19 protein-coding genes are annotated in these 25,220 nt (G+C 71.3%); 6 read left to right on the forward strand and 13 right to left on the reverse strand.

Annotated features, from left to right (window positions below):
* From AMK10_RS20365 to AMK10_RS20390, 6 genes are all read right to left on the reverse strand, one after another.
* A complete protein-coding gene (locus tag AMK10_RS20365; protein WP_073749224.1) occupies nt 1-900 on the reverse strand; it encodes a carbohydrate ABC transporter permease in 900 nt (299 codons plus the stop codon).
* 73 nt (nt 901-973) lie between these two features.
* Nucleotides 974-2,293, reverse strand: a complete 1,320-nt coding sequence (locus AMK10_RS20370) for an ABC transporter substrate-binding protein (protein WP_073749225.1) — start codon at nt 2,291-2,293, stop codon at nt 974-976.
* Between the two features lie 267 nt (nt 2,294-2,560).
* Nucleotides 2,561-4,342, reverse strand: coding sequence for a glycoside hydrolase family 35 protein (locus tag AMK10_RS20375; protein ID WP_073749226.1), 1,782 nt, complete (start codon nt 4,340-4,342; stop codon nt 2,561-2,563).
* Nucleotides 4,343-4,379: 37 nt separating this feature from the next.
* Nucleotides 4,380-5,438, reverse strand: coding sequence for a LacI family DNA-binding transcriptional regulator (locus AMK10_RS20380; protein WP_073749227.1), 1,059 nt, complete (start codon nt 5,436-5,438; stop codon nt 4,380-4,382).
* Between the two features lie 120 nt (nt 5,439-5,558).
* A complete protein-coding gene (locus tag AMK10_RS20385; protein ID WP_073749228.1) occupies nt 5,559-8,003 on the reverse strand; it encodes a polysaccharide lyase 8 family protein in 2,445 nt (814 codons plus the stop codon).
* Between the two features lie 186 nt (nt 8,004-8,189).
* The gene (locus tag AMK10_RS20390; protein WP_079180781.1) at nt 8,190-8,933 is read right to left on the reverse strand and encodes a heparin lyase I family protein; all 744 of its coding nucleotides are present in this window, start codon (nt 8,931-8,933) and stop codon (nt 8,190-8,192) included.
* A 366-nt stretch (nt 8,934-9,299) separates the two neighbouring features.
* Here AMK10_RS20390 and AMK10_RS37705 point away from each other — a divergent pair, with 366 nt between their 5' ends.
* The 5 genes from AMK10_RS37705 (at nt 9,300) to AMK10_RS20415 (ending at nt 14,616) form a co-directional block, all read left to right on the forward strand.
* Complete coding sequence (locus tag AMK10_RS37705) at nt 9,300-9,677, forward strand: SDR family NAD(P)-dependent oxidoreductase (protein WP_274535347.1); 378 nt, start codon at nt 9,300-9,302, stop codon at nt 9,675-9,677.
* Between the two features lie 286 nt (nt 9,678-9,963).
* Nucleotides 9,964-10,746, forward strand: a complete 783-nt coding sequence (locus tag AMK10_RS37710; RefSeq protein WP_198959729.1) for a hypothetical protein — start codon at nt 9,964-9,966, stop codon at nt 10,744-10,746.
* Between the two features lie 317 nt (nt 10,747-11,063).
* Nucleotides 11,064-11,996, forward strand: a complete 933-nt coding sequence (locus AMK10_RS20405; RefSeq protein WP_073749229.1) for a hypothetical protein — start codon at nt 11,064-11,066, stop codon at nt 11,994-11,996.
* Between the two features lie 270 nt (nt 11,997-12,266).
* Entirely contained in the window at nt 12,267-12,704 is a 438-nt protein-coding gene (locus AMK10_RS20410; RefSeq protein ID WP_241839593.1) for a DUF6882 domain-containing protein, read from the forward strand.
* Nucleotides 12,705-13,131: 427 nt separating this feature from the next.
* Complete coding sequence (locus AMK10_RS20415) at nt 13,132-14,616, forward strand: alpha/beta hydrolase (protein ID WP_073749230.1); 1,485 nt, start codon at nt 13,132-13,134, stop codon at nt 14,614-14,616.
* A 129-nt stretch (nt 14,617-14,745) separates the two neighbouring features.
* Here the strand turns inward: AMK10_RS20415 and AMK10_RS20420 are convergent, their stop codons facing one another.
* A complete protein-coding gene (locus AMK10_RS20420) occupies nt 14,746-16,029 on the reverse strand; it encodes an amidohydrolase (RefSeq protein ID WP_073749231.1) in 1,284 nt (427 codons plus the stop codon).
* Nucleotides 16,030-16,198: 169 nt separating this feature from the next.
* Between AMK10_RS20420 and AMK10_RS20425 the strand changes: the two genes are divergently transcribed.
* Nucleotides 16,199-16,369: a thiazolylpeptide-type bacteriocin gene (locus tag AMK10_RS20425; protein ID WP_030757923.1), complete on the forward strand. Its 171-nt coding sequence runs from the start codon at nt 16,199-16,201 to the stop codon at nt 16,367-16,369.
* A gap of 81 nt (nt 16,370-16,450) precedes the next feature.
* Here the strand turns inward: AMK10_RS20425 and AMK10_RS20430 are convergent, their stop codons facing one another.
* From AMK10_RS20430 to AMK10_RS20455, 6 genes are read right to left on the reverse strand one after another with little or no spacing between them, the layout of a single operon-like run.
* A complete protein-coding gene (locus AMK10_RS20430) occupies nt 16,451-18,370 on the reverse strand; it encodes a TOMM precursor leader peptide-binding protein (RefSeq protein ID WP_073749371.1) in 1,920 nt (639 codons plus the stop codon).
* 29 nt (nt 18,371-18,399) lie between these two features.
* Entirely contained in the window at nt 18,400-19,155 is a 756-nt protein-coding gene (locus tag AMK10_RS20435; protein ID WP_073749232.1) for an ABC transporter permease, read from the reverse strand.
* Complete coding sequence (locus AMK10_RS20440; RefSeq protein WP_073749233.1) at nt 19,152-20,129, reverse strand: ABC transporter ATP-binding protein; 978 nt, start codon at nt 20,127-20,129, stop codon at nt 19,152-19,154. The genes AMK10_RS20435 and AMK10_RS20440 overlap by 4 nt, the downstream gene beginning before the upstream one ends.
* 44 nt (nt 20,130-20,173) lie before the next feature.
* Nucleotides 20,174-21,310 carry a metalloprotease gene (locus AMK10_RS20445; protein ID WP_073749234.1) on the reverse strand — a complete coding sequence of 379 codons (1,137 nt, stop codon included), beginning with the start codon at nt 21,308-21,310 and terminating at the stop codon, nt 20,174-20,176.
* Nucleotides 21,307-22,449: a lantibiotic dehydratase C-terminal domain-containing protein gene (locus AMK10_RS20450; protein ID WP_073749235.1), complete on the reverse strand. Its 1,143-nt coding sequence runs from the start codon at nt 22,447-22,449 to the stop codon at nt 21,307-21,309. Before AMK10_RS20450 ends, AMK10_RS20445 begins: the two co-directional genes overlap by 4 nt.
* Nucleotides 22,437-25,208 carry a lantibiotic dehydratase gene (locus AMK10_RS20455; protein ID WP_073749236.1) on the reverse strand — a complete coding sequence of 924 codons (2,772 nt, stop codon included), beginning with the start codon at nt 25,206-25,208 and terminating at the stop codon, nt 22,437-22,439. Before AMK10_RS20455 ends, AMK10_RS20450 begins: the two co-directional genes overlap by 13 nt.
* Nucleotides 25,209-25,220: the final 12 nt, after the last annotated feature.

Below are 25,220 nucleotides of genomic sequence, written 5' to 3' on the forward strand. Positions count from 1 at the left end.
TCACGCCTCCTTCCAGCGGTTGCCGAGCTTGGTGATCACGAAGGAGAGGCCGGCTCCGAGCAGGGCGAGCAGCAGTGAGGCGGCTGCGGCCAGGCCGTAGTCGTGCTCGGTGAAGGCGGCCTGGTAGATGTACATCACCGGGCTCCAGTCCTGGGAGACGGCGGACGACCGGCTGCGCAGCACCTCCGGCTCGTTGAAGAGCTGGATGGCGCCGACGGCGGTGAAGAGCATGGTCAGGACGACGGAGGAACGGATCATCGGAAGCTTCACGGACAGGGCCGTACGCAGCTGGCCCGCCCCGTCGACGGTGGCGGCCTCCAGGGTCTCCTTCGGGACCGCCTGAAGCGCCGCGTAGAAGATCACCATGTTGTAGCCGATCCACTGCCAGGCGGCGGCGTTGGCCATGGAGAAGACCACACCGTCCGGACCGAGGAAGTCCCACTCCACCCCTACGGTGCGCAGGAGGCTGATCACCGGGCTGAGCCCCGGTGTGTAGAGGAACCCCCAGATGATCGCGGCGATCAGGCCGGGAACGGCGTGGGGAAGGAAGTACGCCAGCTGGAAGAACTTCTTCGCCCTGGCCATCGCCGAGTCCACGAGCAGGGCCAGCGCCAGAGCGCCGCCGACCATCACGGGGATGTAGATCAGGCAGTAGAGGGCGATGTGCAGGAAGCCCCTGTGGAAGGACGGGTCCCCCAGGGCACGGAGATAGTTGTCGGCGCCGACGAACAGGGTCTCGGTGCCCCCGAACCCGAGCCCGCTGGTGGCCTGTTCGCGGAACAGGCTCATCCACAGGGAGTAGCCGATGGGAACGACGAGTGTGGCGACGAAGAGGATGAAGAAGGGGGCGACGAAGAGAGCGGGGGTGCTGCGCTGCCCGCGGCCGAGCCGGGAAGTCATCGGCGGTAGCTCCTTGGGTGGGTGATACGCCGGGGCGGGAGCTGGTCCCGCCCCGACGGCGCGCGATCGCGGGCTACTTGGCGAGCTTCAGGCCGCGGTCGGTGATCGCCTTCTCCGCCGCCGCCTGGCCCGCCTGGAAGGCCTGCCAGAACTCCCCGGTCTTCTGGGCCTTGCCGAACTCCGCCTGCATGGTCATGGTCGTGGAGTTGTGCACGGGGCTCCAGGTCCACCCCTCGGTGATGAGGGGCACCTGGGCGCCCGCGACGGCGTAGATGTCCTGGCCGCCGAAGTACGAGGCGTCGAAGGTGGACTTGGCGGTGGCGCGCAGGTCCTCGTCGGCGGGGAGGCCACTGGACGTTCCGGCGGCGAGGCGCGCCTCGACCGCTTCCTTCCGGGTGGTGGCCCACGTGATGAACTCGGCCGCGGCGTCGGCCTTCTCGCTGTCCTTGGTCACGGCGAAGGCCGATCCGCCCACCGACCCGGTGGCCGGGGTGCCCCAGTGGGGCAGCGGGGCCTCGGCCCACTTGCCCGTCTGCGCGGGGTAGGTGGTCTTGAGGGACCCGGCGCTCCACGAGGCCCCGATCAGGGCGATGGCCTTGGAGTCCGTGACGGCCTTGGTCGCCTCGGGGCTCCACGCCTTGTGGTTCAGGACCAGATCGTCCTTGACCAGGTCCTTCCAGTAGTCGGCGACCTTCTTCGTGGCGGGGTCGGTGATGTTCACCTTCCACGCGTCGCCGGTCGTGCCGTACCACTGGGCCCCGGCTTGCTGTGCGAGGCCGGCCCAGGTCGCGGTGTCGTCCCCCCAGAAGTCGAGCAGTCTCGCCTCGCCCTTGGATGCGGTCCTGACCTTCTCCGCGGCGGTCCTGAACTCCGCCCAGGTGGTGGGGACCTCGATGCCGTACTTCTCGAAGAGGTCGGTGCGGTAGTAGAAGGTCTGGGGGCCGACGTCGTAGGGGGCGGCCCAGGTCTTGCCCCCGAGCGTGACCAGGGACCGCACGGACTCGGGGGCGTACTCCTCGACCGGCTTGCCGAGTTCCGCGCTCGAGTCGCGCAGGAGACCCTGGGTCACGAGGTCGGGCAGCGCCTGGTACTCCAGGTTGACGACGTCGGGGGCGTTGCCCGCCTTGACCGCCTTGGCGATCTTGTCGTAGCCGCCGTTGAGGCCCGCGGGTATCTCGGCGTGGGTGACCATGATGCCGGGGTGCGTCTTGTTGAACGCGGCGGTCATGTCGGCGGTGCCGGGCATCCAGGACCAGTAGGTGATCTCCACGGGCTTGCCGTCCGCGCCGGCCGTGTCCGCGCCGGCCCCCTCTCCTCCGCAGGCGGTCACCAGGAGGGCCAGGGAAGCGGCGGCGGCGAGGGCGGTGGAGGTCGAACGAGTGGTGCGCTGCATGGCGGTACTCCTACGAGAGGCCTACAGAAGGCGGCGAGTTGACGCACATCTTTCGACCACGAGCGATCAGAGTCAATAGTAAATGAACAAACGAACATCAAGAAGCGATATCGATCGTTCGTCTGTCCGTCTGTGTGTCACCCATGGGAGTACCGGAAGGAAGAAGGCGTGAGACGACAGTGCTCGGGGCACCGGGACATGGCGGTGCCCCGGGCACGGCCCCCTCGGGGAGCCCCGCCCGGGGCCGGACAGCGGTCACCCGCGGGTTCAGCCGAGTTCAGGGGCCTCGCGCAGTTCCACGGACGGACGCGCGCAGTCATCCAGTTCGAGCACCACGATCTCGTTGCGTCCCGCACACAGCAGCGGCCACGGCACGTAGAGGGTGCGCTGCGGGCCGCGGGACTCCCAGTAGCGGCCCAGGCAGAACCCGTTGACCCACACGTAGCCCTTGCCCCAGCCGGGCAGCGCCAGGTACGTGTCGCCGGGCTCCGCCAGCTCCAGGAACCCCCGGTGGAACACGGGCCCGGGCCCGGCGCCGTCCTGCGCCGTCCCGCTCCGCGTGTCCCAGGGGAGCCCGTCCGGTGTTCCGTGGCCCAGCGGCACGGCACGCGCGGTCCAGCCGTGCAGCATCTGCTGGGTGTGCAGCACCCGGCGCACCCCCTTGCGGTCCCCGAGCCCGGCCCCGTAGTTGACCCGGCCCATCGACTCCACCAGGAGCTCCACACGGGAGAGTTCCCCGTCCACGCGCACCCCGTCGAGGGACTCCGTCCCGCTCCGCTCCAGTACCCCCACGGGTACGCCGTCCACGTAGACGTGCGCACGGTCGGCGAGTCCCTGCACGGACAGCGGGTACGGCCCGCGCGGACCGGGGATCGAGGAGGCGTACAGCACCAGCCCGTGACCGATCCCGAGGTCCTCGAACGACGGCGGCTCGGCCGCCCGCACCTCCTCGCCCGCCAGCACGTCCAGGACGTCGAAGAGCCCCAGCGCCTGCGTGAGTGCGACGGTCGCGGCCGGGAGCAGGGGCGCGGGGGCCTCCGGCTCGGGCGGCGGCTCGGGCGCGTACCTCGCGAGGACGTCGCGGAACGCGCGGAACTTGTCCGTCACACCGCCGCGTTCGTCGATGGGAGCGTCGTAGTCGTACGAGGTCACGGTCGGCGTGTAGTGCTCACCGGTCGCGGGGTCCTTCGTGTTGGCCCCCGCCCAGGTCGAGAAGTTCGTCCCGCCGTGCGCCATGTAGAGATTGACCGAGGCGCCCGCCTCCAGGATCTCCTCCAGCGTCCCCGCCGCGTCCCGAGGCTCCCGTACGACGTGCTCGGCGCCCCAGTGGTCGAACCAGCCGCACCAGAACTCCATGCACATCGGCGGGTCCTCGGGACGTATCCGCTGCAGCCCGGCGAACGCCTCGGTGGCGCGGCTGCCGAAGTTCACGGTGGCCAGATGCCCCGCGGACGTACCGCCCGTCAGGAAGAAGTCGTCCGGTCCGTCCGAGGTGAACAGCGGCACATCGACCCCGCGCGACCGCATCCCGTCGGCCAGGTGCTCCAGATAGCCGCTGTCCGTGCCGTAGGAGCCGTACTCGTTCTCGATCTGCATCATCAGGACGTTGCCGCCCCGGGTGACCTGATGTGCGGCGACCAGCGGGATCAGCCGGTCGAACCAGCGGTCGACATGGGCCAGATACGCCGGGTCCTGGCACCGCAGCGCCCGCACCTCCGGGTCGGAGAGCAGCCACCAGGGCAGGCCGCCGTTCTCCCACTCGGCGCAGATGTAGGGCGACGGCCTGACGACCGCGTGCAGCCCGGCCTCACGAGAGGCGTGCAGGAAGCGGTCCAGGTCCGCGATCCCGGTGAAGTCGTACTCCCCGGGGCGCGGCTCGTGGAGATTCCAGGGAACGTACGTCTCCACGGTGTTGAGCCCCATCGCGCGCAGCATCCGCAGCCGGTGCGGCCACTGCTCGGGCAGGACACGGAAGTAGTGCAGCGCGCCCGAGAGGATGCGCAGGGGACGGCCGTCGAGGGAGAAACCCTCGGGCGATATGCGGAACATGAGGGTTTCTCCGGTGGACGTGCCGTGCGGACGTGGGTCAGCTGGACGAGCGGACGTGCAGCTCCGGGAGGATCGACACGAGGTGCCGGGGACGGGTGGGGTCCGCGATGCGCTCGGCGAGCAGTGCCACCGCGGACGCGCCGACGGCGAGCTTCGGCGGCGCGACGGCGGTCAGGGGGATGTCGGCGAGGGAGGCGACCTCGTCGTCATAGGCGACGAGGGCCAGATCGCCGGGTACGTCGATCCCGCGCGCCCTCAGGCGCTGGAGCAGCACGATCGCGTCGTGGTCGTTGTGGATCAGGCCGCCGTCCAGCAGCCCCGTGGCCGCGGCGTCGGCGAAGGCGTCGAGGATCTCCTCGCGCCGGGCCGCGTCACCGGCCGGCGGCGGCATACGGAAGAGCCCTTCGGCGGGTGCGTCGAGCCCCGCCGCTGCCAGGCCCCTGCGGTACCCCTCGACGAGCGGGCCGCTGTGCGGACTGTCGTCGCGCACGAGGAGCCCGATCCGGCTGCGGGTCCGCGCCAGATGACGCACCGCGAGCCGGGCGCCGTGGACGTGGTCGGTGACGACCCGCTCCGTGTCGGACAGGTCGTCGCCCGGCCGCCGCTCCACCAGGACGTGGGGAATGGTCAGTTCGCCCAGCCAGGGTGCGGCGGCAGCCGGGTCGCAGGTCGCGACGAGGAGACCGTCGAGGCCGTCGGCGAGCATGCGCCGGGCCTGGGCCCGCTCCTCGTCCGGGTTGTACTGCGAGATGCCCAGGACGAGCCGGACGCCGCGCTCACCGGCGGCCTCCTGGGCCCCCTTGATCACTTCCGGGTAGTAGTAGTCGGCGGCGGGCACGATCAGGCCGAAGGACAGCGGCCCGTGGGCCGCCGCCGGCCGGACGGGGGCCTCGGCGCCCGTCGTCTCCGCGCGGGTCTCCGGCAGGACCGCGCCGCCGTGGACACGGGCGACCAGCCCGCGGTCCGCGAGGGTTTCGATGTCTCTGCGCACCGTGACCGGCGAGACGCGCAACTCGTCCGCGATGTCGCTGACCCGGAGCGTGCCCCGCTCGCGCAGCCTGCGGAGTATCGCCTGATGCCTCTCTTCGGCGTGCATTGCTTCGACTTCCCCTCTTCCCGGCCGGACTACCCAGCAGTGTAGCCGCCCGATGAGCGGATGTGTACGTTCTTGTTCGAACAATCAGGTAAGAACGTCCACGCCTCCGCTCCTCGCGTGCTACCCGAGCCGGACCGTGGTCCGCAAAGTACTCCCGGCTGTCGACGAGAGATCGCCGAAGGAGAGCTCCAGTCCGGAACCGGTGGAGGAGTCCGTCAGCGGGCCGGGCCTGGTCACGACCGAGCGGACGGGCCGGTCCCAGGCGATCCTGACACTCTTCCGCAGCCGTGCCGGGTCGCTGACGCAGACGACCGCGGTGCCGTCGCGCCGTTCCCTGACCAGGACGGAGACCGGAGCGCTCACGGACAGGCCCCCGAAGCGGCCGGCCGCCCAGAAGTTGGCCGCGGTGAGCCCGAGCGCCGGGATCCGGACACCGTGGACCTCCGGCGTGTGGGTGTACTCGGTCAGCCAGCGGCCGAGTGCGCCGGCACGCCGTGCGGTGGTGGAGGCGGAGGCCCCCGGCAGGAGGATGTAGGCATAACCCTCGTCGACGGGATCGGTGCCGTGGTCGAACCAGAGCGTCGTGTACCGGCTGGTGATCGGGGTCGTCGACCCGGAGGCGCTGTTGATGTCGCGCCAGGCGCCCGTGCGCTCCTCGCGCAGCGCGTTCAATGTCCCCCGTTCCGGGAGGACGTAGCCGCCGTGCCCGGCGATGTGAGCCCAGCCGGCGCGGGGGATGCTCGCGGACCAGGGGAACGCCGACGGCCGTCTGCGGCCGTCGACGGTCAGGGCGTTGGTGCCGCCCACCCCGAGGTGCCGGTTCTCCACGACGGTCTCGACGGACGTCCCGTCGGAGGCGCTGATGCCGGACCCGAGACAGATGACGGCGTCATCGGTGAAGAACCAGGACTTCAGGGCCTGGAGACTGGAGGACAGCCCCTTCAGCTGCTGTCCGAGCACCGCGTACGAACCGTCGCCCGTACCCCCGACGAAGTCCACATCCGGGCGTGAGGCTCCCCAGATCCCGCCCTCGCCGTCGGCCAGGCGCTTGGCCGACGCGGTGGTTCCCGGCAGTCGGTACGGGTCGACCGTCGGCCAGAAACGGTCGGAGAACTGGTCGTTGGCGAAGTCACCGCCCCACCAGTACAGCATTCCGGAACCGGTGTGCCAGCCGCGGAGGTTCTCGCCGTTGCCGTTCTCGTAGTACGTGATCCGGCGCGACGCCATCGAGACCGAGGCCACCCAGTCCTGCCGGCGGTGCACGGCCCGGTCCATGGCGGGGAAGACCAGGCTGCTGTCCGGCTGCGGCAGCGGGGTGACCGAGCTGTCGTCCAGAACGCCGTTGAGCAGCGAGAGTTTGGCCACGGAGAGCATGGGGTCGGTGACCGGCGAGCGGTACGAGCCGCGCTGGATCCACCCCCGCACCAGGCCGCGCCAGCGCTGGTTCTCCTCGGCGCTCGCGGCCTGGCCGAGCGCGACGACGGAAGCCATGATCGCGTGGCCGCGGAGCTGGTCGTCGTTCTGCCCGGCGGCGCTGCCGGGCGGCAGTCCACGGGCTGTCGCCCGGCCGGAGACCCCGTCCATGAACAGGCCGTTGTGCAGGAAGGGCGCGTAGGCCGCCTCCACGGCGTCGAAGATGATCTGCCGGCCGGGGTCCGTTGTCTCCCAGGCGGAACCGCTCAGCAGGGCGAGCAGCTTGCTCAGCCCGTCCAGGAGGACGGCGCCGTACGAGCCGGTGTACGGCACGAAGGTGTGCTGGATGATCGAACCGTCGGCGTAGAGACCGTCGCCGCTGGTGACGTAGGGGAAGACCGGGGCGATGGCGCTCGCCGCGAGCGCGACCTTGGCCGCCTCCTCGCCCAGGATGCCGCGGATCGCGAGCACCCGGCAGAGGTCGATGCGGTTGGCACCGGTGGAGGTGCCCGCGTACGAGGCGACCGCGCTGTCCGGGACGAACGCGTCGACGGCGCGGCAGTAGGCGGCGATCTGTTCGGCGGAGAGCTCGTCACGGACGAGGAGGGCGGTGTCCAGCAGCGCCTGGGGGCCGCCGATCTGCCAGTTGTACCAGTTGCCGTACCTCGGCTGTCCCTCGTTGTAGATCCGGGCGTACATGTGGTCCAGCCCCGCCACGATCTTCGCGGCGACGGAGGGGTCCCCGGTGATGCCCGTGCCGGGCTGCGACCATGCCTCGGCCATGGTGTAGAGCCGCTGGAAGCTGGTCTGGATCCTGGACGAGTAGGTGTAGGACTCGGTGTCGAGGTCGGGATCGGGATCCGCCCAGACCGCGTCGGGGAAGAGGGAGCCGTCGGCCGGGGCCATCAGCTCCGCGTAGGCGGTGGCCTGGGCGCCCAGGGCGGCCAGCTTCGTGCTGAACGGTTCGGCCGTCGGTTTGAAGTCCTTGCCGAGGAGCAGCGAACGCCATGTGGCGCGCAGTGCCGCGAAGTCGGCGGCGGACGAGGGGACTTCGGCAGCGACGGCATTCGTGTGGCTCAGTCCGGCGAGGCCGATGGCGGTGGCGGCGCCTGAGATCTGCACGAACGTGCGACGGGAAAGCGGGGACGACATGGTGCCTCCGAGCCCGGGAGATCGATGGTGGGTCCCTCGAGCGATTCGCCTGCTGTGCCGACGGCGATGGGTTGCTCAAGAGCGACACGTTTCTAGCATGTTCGATCGGAACCGACAATGAATCGCGCTATACGAAAGTAATCGCACATAAGCGAAGGGGTGGAGGGGCCTGTTCGGCGGGAGCGGTCAGTCCACGTCGCTGTAGGCGGTCCCTGCCTTGAGGCTGCCGACTCGGTTGACGATCTCGGTGGTGGTGTTGTCGCGGTCGTAGGCGCCCCACTTGGGCTCGTTGGCGGAGTCCCAGGTGCGGCCGGCGTAACGGGTGCTCCCGTCGGAGAACGTCTGCCTGACGCCGTTGTAGTACAGCTCGGCCCAGCCCGACTCCACCGAGGTGGACGTGTGGATCCCGATGGCCACCCGGTTCCACGCGAAGGCCTCGACCGGCTGGGACCAGATGGTCTTCCAGTCCTCCCCGGGCCCGACGTACACGAGCCTGACCAGGCCGTCGCCCACGGTCATCAGCAGGGGGTAGTTCTGGGTCGCGTCGGGATACGACTTCCACTGCCAGGGAACCCAGTCGGAGCCGGTCGGCACGACAGAGAACTTCTGTTCCCAGCCGAACCAGTACGTGCTGTTGTTCGCGAAGGCGTAGCGGGAGCCGTCCACCTGTATCCCGCGTGACTCGCAGCGGTAGGTGCCGACCGATTTCGTGTAGCGGAACACGGTGCCGTGTCCGTCGTCCTGCGCGGCGGTGACCAGGCTGCCCGGCGACGCGCACTCGACACTTCCGAACACCGCGGTGCCCTGTGACGCGGCACCGTCCCACACCACGGCGGCCTGGGCCGGCCAGGAGTTGAGCAGGACCATGCAGGCGGCGGCTGAAGCGGCGAGCAGGGGGGTGCGGGACTTCCTGTGGCCATGAGCGGACATGAGATCTCCAGGGGCGAAGTTCCTTTACGCTTCGAACAGTTGAGTTTTCTATCAGAGGTGATCGAACGGCTCAATGGATTGACCGTATCGGATCGATCGGACACTCTGTGATCGCCGGATCGCCGGATCGCCGGATCGCCGGATCGCCGGATCGCCGGATCGCCGGATCAGCCGATCAGGCCGACGGCTGCGGATGGGCGGCTTCGAGGCCACCCGCACCGAGACGGACCGGCGACCACCAGCCACCGAGGGGCGGCCCCCTCGCCTCGCCCCGACCAACGAACACGGGCCGAAGCGTTGCGAGGGCGGCCTGCGGACCTGCTCCCTCTTCCGAGTGGCTCCGTCGTCCGCACTCCTGCCGGGTGCGTGGAACCGGCGTCAGAGGGAAACGGACGCCCTCGCGGGTGTGGCGGCAGGTGCGCCCGACGCGAGGCGCTCGCCGGCCCCGGGCAGAGCGCCTACTCGGTGTCGAAGGCCGCTGTCGTCGCGCTGACGAAGTCCCTGGGCAAGGAGCTCGCCACAACCGGTGTGCTGGTCAACGCCATCGCCCCCGCCGCCGTCCGCACCCCGATGAACGCGCACACCGACGCCCCGGTACTCGCCCGCTCCCAGGCACCCACCCCCACGGGCCGCTTCGGCCGGGCCGAGGAGATCGCCGAACTGGCCGGGTGGCTCTGCTCGGAACAGGTCAGCTTCTCCAACGGCGCGGTCTACGACACCAGCGGCGGCCGGGCGTCCTACTGAAGGCCAGGATTCGTTCCACCGGGCGAGGCGGAGCCCTCGGCGGACTGGGGGGCGAACCTGGCGAACGTGCCCGACGAGCAGTACTTTCGCTGCGGCCCGCGCAATCGTGACGACACGGCGTACGCACGGAGTACGGATCCGTCGTACGTGAAGCAGGCAGGAACTCTGCGGGCGTCCACCGGGTGCGTGACCATGGGATCTTCATGCGTTCCCGCACGTGCCCCTATGCTCGAGCAGCAGGCTCCGTACACCGGCAGTCTGCAGTCCGTACTACACGGGGGGCGTCGTGGACGTGCCAACGCTGATCCTGCTGGGTGCGGCGGGAGGTGTGCTGCGCGGACTCCTCGACGCCTACAACCGGTTCCTCGCCTGGCAGTCCGACCGCCGTGCCCGCCGGCAGTCACCCACCGGGCAGGAAGGCGAACCGGCCAGGTTCCAGGACTACTTCGATCCCGTCGCCGACCCGATCGCAGCCGTCGTGCACAGCGCTCTGGGCGCCGGGGCCGCGGTGCTCCTGGGCACCACGGGACAGGTCAGCGGTGCCTACGCGGCCATCGTGGTCGGCATCTCGGCCCCGGTGATCCTCACTCAGCTCGGCGGCGTCCAGTCGGTCAGCGATGCGGTCAACGGAGCGCCGCAGCCCGGGACGGTCGCCGACGAGGGCGCCGCGGAGGCTTCCCCGCCCGCCGTGCCGCCCGCCCAGCGGCCGGCACCGGCCGGTGCCGGGCCCCAGCTCCCGGACACGCAGCCGTACATGGCCGGTCCCACGCAGCTGTCACCGACGGGGCAGGCGGCTCCCGAAAGCATCGACGAACGCCCCCGGGCGAGCTTCACAGGCCGGGACTTCGCGAGCCCGGACCTGGACCTTGTCGGCCGGGACCTCCCGGGTCCGCATCTCGGGGACCCGGATCTCGCCCACGGCCTCCAGCCGGGCGCCGCAGCCTCCGACCCGCAGCCGAACGGCCATCCGCTGGACCTCACAGGCGGACCGGGCGGTGCACCCGACGATCATGATGCGCCGCTCCGCCGGCACGGACCGACCGTCGGTGAGGAAGGGACGACACGATGACGCGGCCCTCCGTGAGCCGACGCATTGCTGCGGCGATCCTGGGCGCCGACCGCCCGGGCGACCGGCCGTCCGCTGTCGCCCGCCAGCGCAGGCTTCCCCTCGGGCGCCGTCTGCTGACGTCGGTCCTGGGTGTCCAGGCCGGCCCTTCGGCGTTCCCCGACTCCCCGCGCGACGAGCCGCAGACGCAAGCGGCGGCGCCGCATCTCGATGTCACAGGCCGCCGCGCCGCCTCCCCGCCGGACACACCGAGCCCGCCACCACGGGCCCAGCGCCCGCGGGGCCGCACCCCGTACAGCGGCGGCGGCGTTCGGCCACGCATGCCGAGTGCGGAACACCAGGAACACGGCTCGCGCGGGGCCGGCCCGAGTCTGCCGTACCTGCTGAGCGAGGACCGCCAGGAGTACGAGCGGCTCCTCGGTGACGGGCTGCGTCGGGCTTACGAACGACCGGTTCCGTATGGGACCGGCGAACTCCTCGCCCCGGAGCAGCTGCGCACCCTGGCGCTCAACGCCACCGTACGCATCACGGCGACTGCGGCGGCCGAGTACGACCACTACGTCAAGGTCCGCCAGGAACTGCGCGGCGAGGCGTCGTCCACCCTGTCGTCCGAGTCCGAGTCCGATTCCGGCTCCCCGGATCCGGGCACGGGTGCGCTGGGGCTTGCCGCCGTGGAAGAGGCCGACGAGACAGGCGGCGCGGGCCTCGTCGCCGTGGTCGCGGTGCTCATTCCCGTGCTCACGGGCGGGGTCGCGGTGCTTTCCCTGCTCGTGGGTTTCGTTCTGAGGATGCTCGCCCCCGATTCTGCGCTCGCCCAGATCCTCCTCCCCATCGGCTGGATCTCCGGCGCGGTCGCGGGAGCGGCGACACTGGCCGCCGTCATCGGACTGCTCGTCACTGCGATGCGCAACGCGCCGACTTCACCGCGTGCAGCGGAAGCCGACGGACTGCCGGATGACGTGGCGCGAGCCCGGGAGGCCTGGCGACATGCGCTGCTCGAGCGGGGCATCCTGCCGTTCGTGGACGATGTACTCGCCGGTCCCACCACGTCGCACACACCGTTTCCGTCGGCCCATCGCATCCCGAGGCTGGGCTACACCAGTCCGGAATTCTCCGGCCCGGACGAGAGGTCGGCAACTGGCCCCCGCCCGTCGTTCGCGAGCCCGGACTTCACGAGCCCGGAATTCGGGGGGCCGGACTTCGGAGGGCCGGCCGAGAGCACCCCTTCCACGGGTCCCGACCAGTCCGACTGAGGAGCAGTTCGGGCTTGCTTCAGCTCCACCATCGGCCCAGGCACAGGCGTCGACGTGACCGCTGCTCATCCCGGGATCTTGCAGGAACCAAGCCCCGACGGACAGGACGAGCGACACGTGGTCCATCCGGACACCGGCAGGTCCGGGCGGGGAGAACCGGCCGGGGAGTCCTGCCCACAGGCGGGGTGGCAGGATCTCGTGGACAGTTCTGCACGAGGAGGCACCGTGGACGACCGATCGCAGCATGACCACTCCGGCTAGGAGGCCGTCGTGCTCGCGGCTCGTGAGCGTGCCCGCTCACGGCAGGCACTCATGGTCGAGCGTTTCGGCCTGTCCGGAGACGTGCAGTACGACTGGTCGATGGACGACGCGCAGATCACGTGGTCGCGCGACGGGAAGGTGTTCCTCACGGGCCGGCTCACACTGATCGGCAGCGTCAGCGTTGCCCAGCAGACCTGGCTGTGGTCCTGGGCGAACGAGTCACTCCCGCACGCCGCCCTGGGTGACATGGAGAGGGTGCGGCAGTTCGGCGAGGAGAACGACTACCCCGTCCTTCCTTGGCCGGGCTTCGAGTACGACCCCGAACTCGTCGCCGAGGCACGGATGGTCGCGGCCGCCGTGGTCGACGCCGAGGGACTGTGGGCGGAGTCGACGGACGACGTGCAACTCCACTTCATGATCCATGACCTGGCGCTCGCTGCCGAGTGACCGTGACGGTTGCACGGATCTCCAGGCTGCTGGTGCCGGCCGCCGGACGGTGACTCTCCGCAGAGAGGCGCGTAGGAGCAGGCCGACGAGGCAGCTGTCCAGCTTTTTCTCTCATCGGGTGGCCGATGCCGCGGCCTTGAGCTTGCTGATCAGCCGCTCGGTGGTGTTTCCCTCCTCGTAGAGGCCGGCTGACGGGCCGACGGGCTGACGGGCTGACGGGCCGACGGAGACTGCGGCGAAGCCCTTTCCCTGATCCGGCCCGGACCTTGTTCGCCCTGGGGCCCCGATCGCCCCTGAGCGGTCCCCGACCAGACCCGGAGAAGACCCTGACAGGGGCTCCACATGGTCGACCGTGCACCTAATGTGACGACGGTGCCCGGGCCGGCCCGCACGCCTGACACAACCGCTCTCTTCACGAGGAGGATCCATGCCGTTAAGGGCCAGATCCGCACTGCGGCGCAGTGCCGCGCAAGGCACGGCCATGGCCGTGGCAGCCGCCATGGCCGTCATCACCGGCCTCGCCGCCGCTCCCGCGGTCCACGCGTCGCCGTCTGCCACCGGGGCCCTGCGGTGGGCACCGTGTGACGACCCGGAGGAGCCGGGAGCCGAGTGCGCCACTCTGTCGGTGCCGGTCGACTGGGCTCATCCGGACGGGCCGAGACTCGACCTGGCTGTGGCCCGCCGCAAGGCCACCGACCCCGGCGCACGCGTCGGCTCGATGGTGTTCGGTCCCGGCGGGCCGGGCGACTCGGGTGTGGAGATGGTGGTGGGCAGTATCACCCGGTTCAGCCCCGAGGTTCGCGGCAGGTTCGACATCGTCAGCTTCGACCCGCGCGGCGTGGGCGGCAGCAACCCGGTGACCTGCTCCGGCGCCCTGCTGGCCGAGCGGCCGTCACCGGAGCTGAGGAGTCAGGCGGACTTCGACGCCACCATGGCGTACAACAGGCGGCTTCGTGCCGACTGCCGGGACCGTACCGGCCCGGTGTTCGACCACCTTGACACCGCCCGGACTGTCCGGGACGTGGACGCCCTCCGGGCCGCCCTCGGCGAGCGGAAACTGACCTTCCACGGCAGCTCGTACGGCACGCTGCTGGGGGCACAGTACGCCGAGACCTATCCGCGCCGTGTGCGGGCGATGGTGCTGGAGAGCGTCATGGACCACAGCGTGCAGGCCACCCGTGACTTCCTGCGGGCCGAGGCGGCCACGGCAGAGGACTCGTTCCAGGAGTTCGTGAAGTGGTGTGATGGTGCCGCGCACTGCGCGCTGCACGGCCGCGATGTCCGCGCCGTCTGGCAGAGCCTGTTGGCCCGGGCCGGTCGCGGCGAGCTTGAGGACCCTGCGAAGCCGGGCATCTCGCTGTCGTCTTCAGGCCTGGTCAACAGGATCGCGTTCCGGAAGTTCTACGAGGCCGACTACGGGGGCCTGGCCACGACGATCGCGAGGATGGACGCGAGCAAGCGCCTGCCCGCGTCGTCCACCTCGATAGCGCCGCTGCCTGCGGCCACGCCGGTCTTCTGCTCGGACTGGCACCTGCCAGTGCGCGACTACAAGGAGTACGCCTCGCTCGTCGCCATGATGAACAAGACGGCGCCTGACCTGCCTTACCTGCTGCCGATCCACATGGTAGCGGCGTGTCTGGGCGCGCCGGCCGCCAATCCGCAGCACCGTCTGGACGTACATGGCGCCCCGCCGATCCTGGTGTCCAACGCGCTGCACGACCCCGCCACCGGCTACCCGTGGGCAGTCTCGGTGGCCCAGCAGCTCGGCCGCAACGGCGTGCTCCTCACCTACGAGGGCCACGGCCACGGCAGCGTCACCAGCGGCCCGTGCATGGAGGACGCCGTGGACAACTACCTCACCGACCTGACAGTCCCATCACGGGGCACCAGCTGCCCCGCCGTGCCGTCCTGACAACTTACCGACGGCAGGACGGACTTGTCCCCGGTCAGCGTCGACTCTGCAACCGTCCGTGCTCACCACGACGCCGCCGGGATGATCGTCGGCTTCTGATGCGGATGGGACAGCGGCTCGGCGGAGGAATCATCGGTCCCGCAGGATCGAATTCCGAACCTCGTGCGCCGAGCGCCCCACCTCGCCCAGCTGGTTCAGTGCCGCCGCCGTCAGCGCCGTGATCGCCGCCGGGAGCGCCGTGCGGACGGCCGGGGCGAAGTGCGAGGAGTGGTTCGGGGGGACTCGGGTCGGTGAGGCCTCCCACTGTGCACGGCCCGTCGTGCCCAGCATCCAGTAGACCAGGGGGATTCCGGGTTCGCCGTGTACCGCCAGGCCCGCGTCGCCGTAGAGCGGGAAGTCCTCGGCAGCCATCGACGCCGGCCAGGTCGTGACCCGTTCCGGGCCGTACAGGGTGGTGTGCGCGGACCGGACCGCCTCCGTCGTGAGCGGGTCGACCCGGAGCGCCGGGGAGCGTGACAGCGTCGTCAGGTCCGGTTCACGCGGGCAGGCGGAGGCCGCGCACTCGGCCCGGACGATGCGGTCCAGCGCCGCCAGCGCACGGTCCAGGGTCTCGTCGGTGAGGGCGCGCAGGCCGATGCCGAGTTCCACCGTGTCCGGGACGACGTTGACCGCCGTGCCTGCCTTCACCGTGCCGACGGTGAGGGTGAGCTGGTCCGCGGGGGCCGTCTCGCGCGAGGCGATGGTCTGGAGGCGGCTGATCACGGCTGCCGCCGTGACCACCGGGTCGACCGTGAGGTGCGGGGTCGCGGCGTGGCCGCCGCGTCCGTGCAGGATCACACCCAGGGCCGCGCTCGCGGCGGCCATCGGGGTGTGCGGGCCTCCGTGGGCGATCATTCCGGCGGGCAGCGGCGCCGCGTGCTGGGCGAGCACGGCGTCCGGGCGGCCGCAGCGCTCGTACAGGCCGTCCGCCAGCATCGCGCGGGCCCCCGTGAGCGTCTCCTCGGCCGGCTGGCCGACCACGACCAGGGTGCCGCTCCAGTGGTCCGTGGTGCGGGCCAGCAGGTCGGCCGCGCCCGTGGCCGCGGCGAGATGCAGGTCGTGGCCGCAGGCGTGCATGGCCCCGTTCACGCTGGCGTACGGCAGGCCCGTCCGTTCGGTCAGCGGCAGTGCGTCCAGCTCGGTGCGCAGGTACACGCGGGGACCGTCGCCGTTGCGCAGGACGCCCGCGACACCGTGGCCTCCGATGCCGCGTACGACCTCGAACCCGACGGCGGCGAGCCGGTCCGCGAACAGGGCGGCTGTGCGGCTCTCCTCACCGGAGACCTCCGGGGTCCGGTGGACGTCCAGGTAGAGGGTGAGCGCGGGACGTACTGCCAGGTCCGGGTGGGCGAGAGCGGGGTGCTGCGGAGTCACAGGAATCCTCCGGGACGGGGTTGGTGGCGGCCCGCTGGCGCCGCGTGCCAGCGATGTGTGAGCGAGGGACATGCCGAACGGTGAGCGGCCGGCGGTGGAATGGGGTCGTACACCCCACGCAGGCGGCCTTCCCCACAGTCGGCGGGCCCCCGATACGGAGGAGACACCCATGAACAAGGACCTGAGCACCCTCGCCGACGAGATCCTGGAGCTCGAGGCGGAGACCTTCGAGATCTCCGACTACTCGGACGCCAGCGAGGTCGTGCTGGCCGGTTCCACCAGCACCAGCTCGACCTCGACGTGCAGCTCCACCACCAGCACCACCTCCTGCTCCGCCTGACCGGGCGACAGTCCGTTCACGGGACGCGCCCGGTATCCGTTCGCTCGACGGATACCGGGCGTTTCCCGTGCCCGCCGGGCGTCACGGGAACGGGTGCGGCACCATCCGGATCTCGGCGTCCGCGAGGTCCGTGGTGCGGTGGCCGCCGCGCCGCAGTGCCGTCCGCAGCCTGGGCATCAGCGGGGCCCGCTGACGGTTCCAGCCGAAGTCGATCGGCAGGAGGCCGGGCACCAGGGTGCTGACGGTGCGCAGGCCCATGCGTACCTGCTCCGGGGTGGTCTGGTCGACGACGATCACGTCGTGGCCGGCCGCCCCCAGTTCGCCGACGACCGCTCGTACGTCGTCGCCGAGGTCCCCCGTGCGCGGGCGCTGGACGTTCTCCCACCGTCGGTAGACCTCGTCGAAGGGGCGTACCGCGAGGGGCTCCAGATAGCTGCGGGCGTGAACGGCCATCCTGGGCAGCCCGTACAGCTGGGCGTGGTCCTTGAGGTGACGGACCCGGTGGAAGTCGTCGGCCATGGCCTCCAGTTCGGCACGGCGCTCCTCGGTCTGCCGGGCGAGGTGCGGGATGTAGGTGAGGACCTCCGAGAGTGCGCCCTCCACGGCGGACCGGGGGTCCAGCGATGCCGCCGCGGCGAACGACAGGGTGCCGGGGCCGCCGTCGCGGCGTACGGCGACGGCGGTGGCGACCGGGATCGCCAGGTCGACACGGTTGTCCAGGACGTGGACGTCGTAGCCCTGCAGCGCGGCCCGTCCCGCCATGGCGGCAGCGGGGCCGCCCACGGTCGCAAGGTCGATCTCGGTGAGGCGGGCGTTGCCGTACCAGGCGTTCAGGAAGGCGTCGCGTTCGACGAGTTCCAGGAGACCGCCGAGGACCGCCTCCTCCAGGCAGCCGCCGATGGCACAGCCGTTGGAGCACTCGAAGACGAAGTTGTCCGCGGCCAGCCCGGCGCTGTAGTAGACGAGGCGGGAGGGCACGAGGAGCGGGCGGTCGTCGCGCAGGGACCAGCCCCATTCCCATGGGATGGGCCGGTCCGGGTCGAAGGGGTCGACCAGGGGGTCGTCGCGATAGGTGCGCGGGTCGTAGAAACCGCAGGTGGCGGGGTCCACGGCATCGGCCTTGAGGTCGTTCCAGGAGCCGGTGACCGGAGTGGTGCGGCCCCGCCGGTGGGTTCCCGCGTAGCGCTCCAGGCCCTCCAGGAAGGCCAGCGTACGGCTCGTGGAGAAGGCGTTCTCCTGACCGCTCCAGGTGACGTCGTTGAGCCCCGCGTAGCCGCGTACGAAGACGCTGCCGGCGACCGGTGCCGTGGTCGGTGAGGTGACGTTCAGCCAGGTGCCGCCGCCGAGGACGCCGCAGACCGGGTTGGCGAGGGCGTTCTCGGGGATCGGGTACGAGGAGGCGGCGCGCAGCCGGTAGGTGCCGGGGTCGGCCTTGGGACGGGTCTCCAGAGTGAGCGGGCGAGGCCGTGCCGGGGTGACCGGCGGGGCGCAGTCCGGGCAGAGGGGGTCCGCCAGGAGAGGGTACGTCCTCACCCGAAGGGTCATCAGGTCGAGTCGGGAGACCTGGGGCAGTGCCCGGTCGGCCGGGTCGGTGGCGGGAGGCGCGGCGGCCGGGCCGTCGTGCAGCAGCGCGGTGCACAGGGCGGCGACGGTGTCGTAGACGTGGCCGGTGAACAACGGCCAGGCGCCCGCCGGCCGTGGTCCGTCCGGCCCTCCGGTCTCCAGGGCGTCCCGCTCCGAGCGGCTGCGCAGCCGCTGCCAGCGCAGGGCCAGGCAGCGCCCGCACGCGGGGGCGGTGCCGTCGCCGCCCCAGGGGCCGATCAGTACGGCGGAGGCGGTGAGGTGGACTCGCGCACCGGCCCTCAGGTGTGCCCAGGGGTCGGGGGCGCCCCGGCCGCCGAGCGTGGCGGCGGCGTCGGTGGCGCCGACCGGGACGACGGGGAGGTCCTGGCCCAGGCGGTCGGTGAGCGCCGTGTGGAGCGCGTCCCGCGCCGCGTCCATCGGCTGCGGCCGCGGCCGCGTGGGGGCGGTCACGAGGACCTCGTCCAGCGGAACGTCCTGACAGCGACCACGCCGAAGACGAGTGCGAACACGGCGAGTCCGGCGCAGCCCACCGCGACGTCGGAGCCGTCTCCGCGTCCCGTGAGCGCGTGGGAGACCGCGTCGTTGAGGTAGCGCAGCGGCATGACCAGGGACACCTTCTGCAGCCAGGTGGGCATGGCGTCCAGCGGGAAGAACGAGCCGGACAGGAACGCCATGGGCAGCATCAGGAAGTTGGCGACGGCCGCGACCGACTCGGGGGTGTTGGCGAACGAGCCGATGATCACGCCGAGCAGGAGGAACGTCGTGATGCCGAGGGTCATCACCGGGATCAGCAGCGGCCATCCGGAGGCGGGCTCCAGCCCGAACAGGGGGAGCATGGCCACCCCGATGAACAACAGCGACTGCACCAGGCCCACGGCCAGGGCGATGACGTAGCGGGAGCCGATCACCGCGGACAGCGGGGCCGGGGACATCCGGATCAGCCGCAGGATGTCGTCGGAGCGCCACTGCATCAGCGTGAACGCGATCCCGAAGACAGCGGCGTTGGCGACACCCCAGGAGAGCACCCCGGCGGCGGTGTACGAGATGTAGGACAGGCCGCTCTGCTCGACGGCCTGGCCACGGAAGATCAGCCCGAAGACGACGAGGAAGAGGAGCGGGAAGGCGAAGGTGAAGAACAGAGTCGTCCTGTCACGGACCTGGGCGCGGTATCCCGCTCCGGTCAGTGCGGCGTACGCGCTCATGGCTGGTGCTCCGTGGTGGTCTCGGCGGTACGGCGGGGGGTGTCCGGGGTCTGGGCGAGCCGGGCGGTGAGGTCGAGATAGACGTCCTCCAGGCTGGGGGTGCGGGTCTGTACCCCGTCCAGGCCGACGAGTCGGTCGAGGGCGCTGAGGACCCGGCCGGTGGTCCGGGTCTCCAGGACCAGGGAGCCTCCCTGGACGGTGACCCGGTCGACGCCGGTGATGGCCGCCGCCTTCCGCTCGTCCAGCCCGCCGAGCGGCAACAGCAGCCGGCTCGGGGCGCGGGAGGCGTCCACGAGGTTGTGCGGGCTGTCGGTCACGGCGATCCGCCCGTCCACCAGGATGGCGATGCGGTCGCAGAGTTCCTCCGCCTCGTCCAGGTGGTGGGTGGTGTAGACGATGGTGCGGCCTTCGGCTTTGAGCCCGCGCAGTACGTCCCAGAGGGCACGCCGGGCCTGCGGATCGAGGGCGGCGGTCGGCTCGTCCAGGAAGATCAGCTCGGGTCCGTGGACGAGGGCGGAGGCGATGGCGAGGCGCTGGCGCTGGCCTCCGGAGAGGTTCTCCACCTGGACGTCGCGCTGCCCTGTGAGTCCCACGGAGTCGAGGGTGGCGTCGGCGGCATCCCGCGAGGCCCCGTAGAGGGCGGCGACGGTACGCAGGTGCTCGTGCGCCGTCTGCCGGACGAAGAAGGCGGAGGACTGGGTCTGAATGCCGATGCGGGGCAGCAGGGCTGTGTTGCGCGGCCACGGGGACTCGCCGAAGAGGGCGACCGAGCCGGTGTCGGCGTGGCGCAGCCCTTCCATGATTTCCACCAGGGTGGACTTGCCGGCACCGTTGGGGCCGAGAAGGCCGAAGAACTCACCCCGGCTGATGTCCAGCGACACGTCATCGACAGCCTGCCGGTCCCCGTACCGTTTGGAGACCCCCTGCACGCGGACGGCGGTGGGTGTGGATCGCATGGCCTGTTCCTCACTCATGTGGTGCGTGGTTCCTTCGGTTCGGGGGCGGTCGCCCGGCCGGGTCATCCGCGCAGCAGCAGGAACGCCACCGCGCAGGTGCCGGTCATGGCGAGGAGAAGAAGGAGGGCCGACCCGGTGCCGTACGCCGTGTAGATCAGCCGAGCGCGGCGGGGGTAGGCGGCGGTCGCCCCGGAGCCGGTCCGGCGCAGCGCCAGATAGGTCCTGGTCTCGGGCGCCAGGTGGGCGGTGCCGAGGAGGTGGCCGAGCATCCGGTAGCCGTCGAGCGGGGGCAGCGGGACGAGGTTGCTGAGTGCCTGGACGCTGCCGAGCAGCAGCAGCCCGGCGAGCAGCGGGCGGGCCGGGTCGTCCACGGGCAGCGTGTACCACCTGATCCCGAAGGGGAGCAGCAGCACCAGGTTGATGTACGCACCCGCCCCGGCGATCACGAGTTTGGCGCGCCTGCCGGGGATGAAGAGGTAGTCGTCGACCGTGCAGTACAGCATCGCGGCGGGGAACCGCCAGCGCAGGCCGATCTCGGCGACATGCCCGCCGTAGTGCTGGGCGGCGATGCCGTGGGCCAGCTCGTGGACGGTGATGCTGAACCACAGGAACAGGGCGACGGCGGCCAGGACGACCGGTTGCCGGATCAACTCGCCGGTTCCCTCGATGAGTTCTCCCGTGTGCAGGGCGAGGCCCAGCACCAGGGCGAGGACGGCGGCCAGCAGCGGCAGCTGGATCGCGCGGTGCAGCAGGGGGCGCAGGACCAGATGCAGCCGCGCGGTGATCGCGTCGGCGTCGTCGACCATGCGGCGGGTGCCGCGCCAGAAGGTGACGGGCCGGGGCGCGGCGTGCACCGGGGTCGGTGGGTCCGGCGCACCGTCCAGCAGGCCGCGTGTGCCGAGGAGGCCGAGGAGATGGTTCCAGCTCTCCTCTGCGAGGCGGCGGCCGAAGCGGTCGGCGTACTCGGGGGCCAGGTCGTCCAGATTCCTGGTGCCGTCGAGCCGACGGATGACGAAGTGCTCCTTGGGCCCGATCTCGGACACGGCGCCGGTCGCGGGGTGGCGGACGAGATGCACGGTGCGGGGGCCGCGCAGCAGGGGCGGGCCGATCCGGACCCCGGCCCGCAGTGCGGGCCGGTACGCCCGGGCCGCACCGCGGGCGGCGGACACGGGAGCCGGGGTGTCGGGGGTGGCGGTCATGTGCCGGCCGCCCTCGGCGAGCCCGCCAGGCCCGGCTCCCTCAGCACCTGGCCCAGCATGAAGGAGAGGTACGCCTCGTCCCGGATCGTCACATGGAGCCGGTTGTTGGTCATGTGCATGTAGGGGGAGAGCAGCCGGGGCAGTACGGCCGGAACGTGGGTGACCGCTTCCAGCGGCGCCGCGTCCGAAGGTTCCGCGCGCTCCTGGCCGGCGTCCTCCCGGGCGGGCCCGTCCCAGACGGGGAAGACCAGCTCGCCCCGGGTGGTCAGGTCCTCGATGCGGCCGCGCAGTTCCAGGCAGTGCTCCGCCCAGCCTCGCAGGAAGCCCGGCAGCCGCCCCAGTTCGCCGCTCGTGACGGCGGTCCGTATCTCGGCGAACCGGCGGCCCAGCTGGGGCGCCGTCCTCGCGTACGTGGCCTCGTACTCCTCGGAGCCGATGAAGCCGGTGCCGGGGAAGGCCCGGTGCCAGAAGGCGTAGTAGCCGTCCAGGTAGTCCGCGAGCCGGTCCTCCTCGGGCAGGAAACAGCCGGCCATCACCATCATCAGCTGGGCCGATGTGCCGAGCAGTACGGTCCGCAGGTGCAGGTTCATGGTGCGGAAGGCTTCGACGACCAGGTCGCTGGAGTGCCGGAAGTGCCACTCCGCGAGCTCGACGCCGGCCGGGCCGCCGTACTTGGCGTACTCCGGGGCGTAGGGCTCGTACGCGAAGGAGTTGTTCGGCCGCAGGTTCATCCGGCCGTCCTCGCCCATGTAGCGGGCGCGGTCCTCGCCGGGGAACTCGATGTCGAACAGCTCGTTGTAGAAGTCCTTCAGGAAGCCGGAGTCGACCTCGTACAGGGCAGGGCGGACCCGGAGGAACTCGGTGAGCGCCTCCTCCGCCCGGCGCTTCACCTCGGGGGCGGCTCCGGGGTGGGCGGGGCGCAGCCGGAGGCGTACGTGGGGGCCCTCGAGCCAGTAGTTGATGAAGAAGTGGCCCGCGAGCAGCCCTTCGGCTGTCAGCCTGTCCACCAGCGGGCGGACGCAGTTGACCAGCATCGGCTGAGGGCTTGCGGCGTAGAAGACGTGCAGCGCGATCCACTCTCCCGGCGCTGTGGGGGCCGGGTCGGGGGTGGTGGGGCTCGGCGGGATCAGTTTCTGCATGTGGGGCCGTCCTCGGTACGGGAGGGGCGGGAGGTGAACGTTTCCACGGCCAGTTCGGCCACGTGTCTGCCCTCGGCGGACGTCAGGTGCAGTCCGTCCTCGGCGGGGAGCATCTCGCGCAGGATCACCGAGGCGCCCGGGGCCCGGTCCACAGTTGCGTCGAGGACCGTCAGCGACAGCGGACTGTCGAAGTCCACGTACAGGGGCTTCGCGCCGGGGGAGCGGCGACCGGCCTCCTGGACCGTCGCGAAGACCTGGTCGGGCAGCCCGTGAGCGCGGCGCCAGCGCTGCCAGGACAGGTACCACCGCGCCTCGTCCGTCCCGGGGGTGCGGTCCGGGAGGGCGGTGGCGTCCGCCGTCCAGCTGCGGCGGCTGATCACGACGTCGCCGTGGGCCACGCGCGGCCGGCGGGTGACGCCGCCCACGGCCGCGCTCCGGGGGACGCCGCCCCAGACGTCGGCCGGCGTCATGGTGCTCGGCGACAGGAGCAGCAGGGTGCGGGGTATCTCCGGCAGGGCCACCGGGACGAGGTAGCCGAGGTAGACGGGGATGACCTCACACTCCAGTCGGCGCGAGCGGAGGACCAGGCGGTCGGCGTCGTCATCGTGGACGAGGTAGAGGTCGTCCAGGTGGAGCCGGTCGGCCTCGGGGACGGTGGAGATCTCGCCGGGGCAGACGATCTGATAGTCCGTCATGCGGCCGTGCAGATTGAGGTTGCTCGTTACCTGACCACCCGTCACCTCGGCGAACACGGCGCCGTGGGGCTGGTGTTCGCGTAGTTCGCCCCTCAGCCGAGCCGAGAGCCCGGGCTCGGAGGGGTCGCCTGCGCCGTCGTAGACATGGGTGAAACGGCTGAAGGGGAAGGCGAGACCGCCGTACGAACGGTTGAGGACGACCAGGGGGCCGGTTCGGTGACCGGGGACGGGACCGGACACCTGGATGTGGTGACTCTGCGGGGTGAAGTCGCCGGTCAGAGGCGCGAGCTGACCGGCGACGGAGGCGAGGAGGCCGTCCGGCAGCTGTATCTCCTCCGCCGCGCCCTCCGCCTCCCACAGCTCCCGCATGCCGGCCACGAAGCTTCGACGCGCGTCGTCCAGGGTCCGCAGCGCGCTCTGGCCGAGCCAGTTCTCCTCCGGGACGTAGCTCCCGTCCTCGCCGAAGGAGGTGCGCTTCGACGTGAACGAGATGTACTGGTCGAAGAAGTCCTCGTGGAAGTCGTGCACCAGCCCGAGCAGATCGTCGCAGCGTCCGCCGCGCCCGTACCGGGCCGTGAAGAAGCCGCGCAGGGTGATGCGCTGGGGCAGCGTGATGTCGAACATGGGCAGGACGCCCTCCACCGACCTCAGGGCCCGCCCGGTCTCGCCGGCCAGCAGGCCCGGCGGGCAGACCAGGTCGCCGCCCGCACTCGCGTCCTCGTACAACAACGTCTGCGGCAGGGTCGGTTCGGCGGCCCCCAACTCCCTCTGCACCTGGAGGAGCTCCGCGCGCAGGGTGCGCAGCAGCACCCGGCGGGTGGGGACGTCGGCGGCCGGATAGGCCGCGAGGCAGGCGGCCGGGCCGTCCAGGGCGTCGGCGGCGGTGTCGGCCCACGGGGCGCCCAGCCCGCGCAGGCCTTCCTGGAAGGAACGCAGCGGGTCCGCGCTGTGCACATCGGTGCGCAACCCGGGCACCCGTACCATGCCGAGCTGGAGCAGCGCGGTGGCGTAGCGCTCGCACTCGGCGCGGTCGGCGCCGTGCTCGGCCTGGAGCCAGTCGACCAGATCGCGGTGGCGGAGCCCGTCGCGGCTGCCGAAGAGCTCGAGCATCCGTTCCAGGGTGCCGCTGGTGCGCAGGTAGAACAACCGGTCGCGCACAGCGTCGAAGGTCACCGCAGCACTGTCGTCCCCGGCGGTCACCCACTGCCGCACGTAGCGGACGCGGTCAGCGTCGCGGCCCCAGCCCGGGGAGAGGACGACGGCAAGGTCCTGGCGGCGCACCGGGTCGGCCAGGATCAGGTCGGCGATCCGGCCCAGGGCGACGACGTTGAGCCGGACGTGGCTGGTCCACTCCTCGCCGACGTACAGGGCGGCGGTGGCGTCCGACGGGTCGCCGTCGAACGTTCCGGCGGCCACGGCGGTAAGTGTGGAGAAGGGACTGGTCTTGCACGCGGTGCGGTAGAGGTAGGTGAGCGCGGACCGCTCGATCTTCCGCATGCGGCCGCCGGGTCGGGCGCTCGTGTCACCCAGGTAGCCGTCGATCCGGCCGTCCAGAGCGGGCGATGCCAGCAACAGCCCTTTACGGAAACGGTCATGGGCCAGCACGCCCCGCAACTCGGTTCGCGCGGCGCGCAGCTCCTCGGCCAGCACCACGGCCCCCTCGTCCAGGAGGTCACCGAAGCGGGCGCGGGCCTCGATCCAGGCCGAAAGGCTCGCACCGACGGCCTCGTCCAGGCCGGCGACCAGACGCGTGGCGGCCGGAGGGTCGGCGGGCAGGCGGTTGTTGAAGACCTGGCGGCGCAGGGCGAGCAGGGCCCGGCGGGCCTCGCCGCTCACCGAGTCGGCGGCCGGGACCAGACCGTGCAGCAGGTCGCTCAGCGCGGCGCCGTCCCGTGCGAGGCGCGCCTCTTCAGCCAGGAGCTCATCGGCCCAGCGCCGGGTACGGCGGCAGCGCAGGCCGTGGACCGCTTCCACCGGCAGCCCGGCGGCGCGGAGCACGAAGCGCCGGCCGGGCTCCCATCGGCTGGTGTCGCTCCGGGCTGTGTCGGAGGTCAGGAGGGTCATCGGTTCTCCCCG

The sequence above is a fragment of the Streptomyces sp. CB02058 genome, from assembly GCF_001905505.1.
GTDB lineage: Bacteria > Actinomycetota > Actinomycetes > Streptomycetales > Streptomycetaceae > Streptomyces.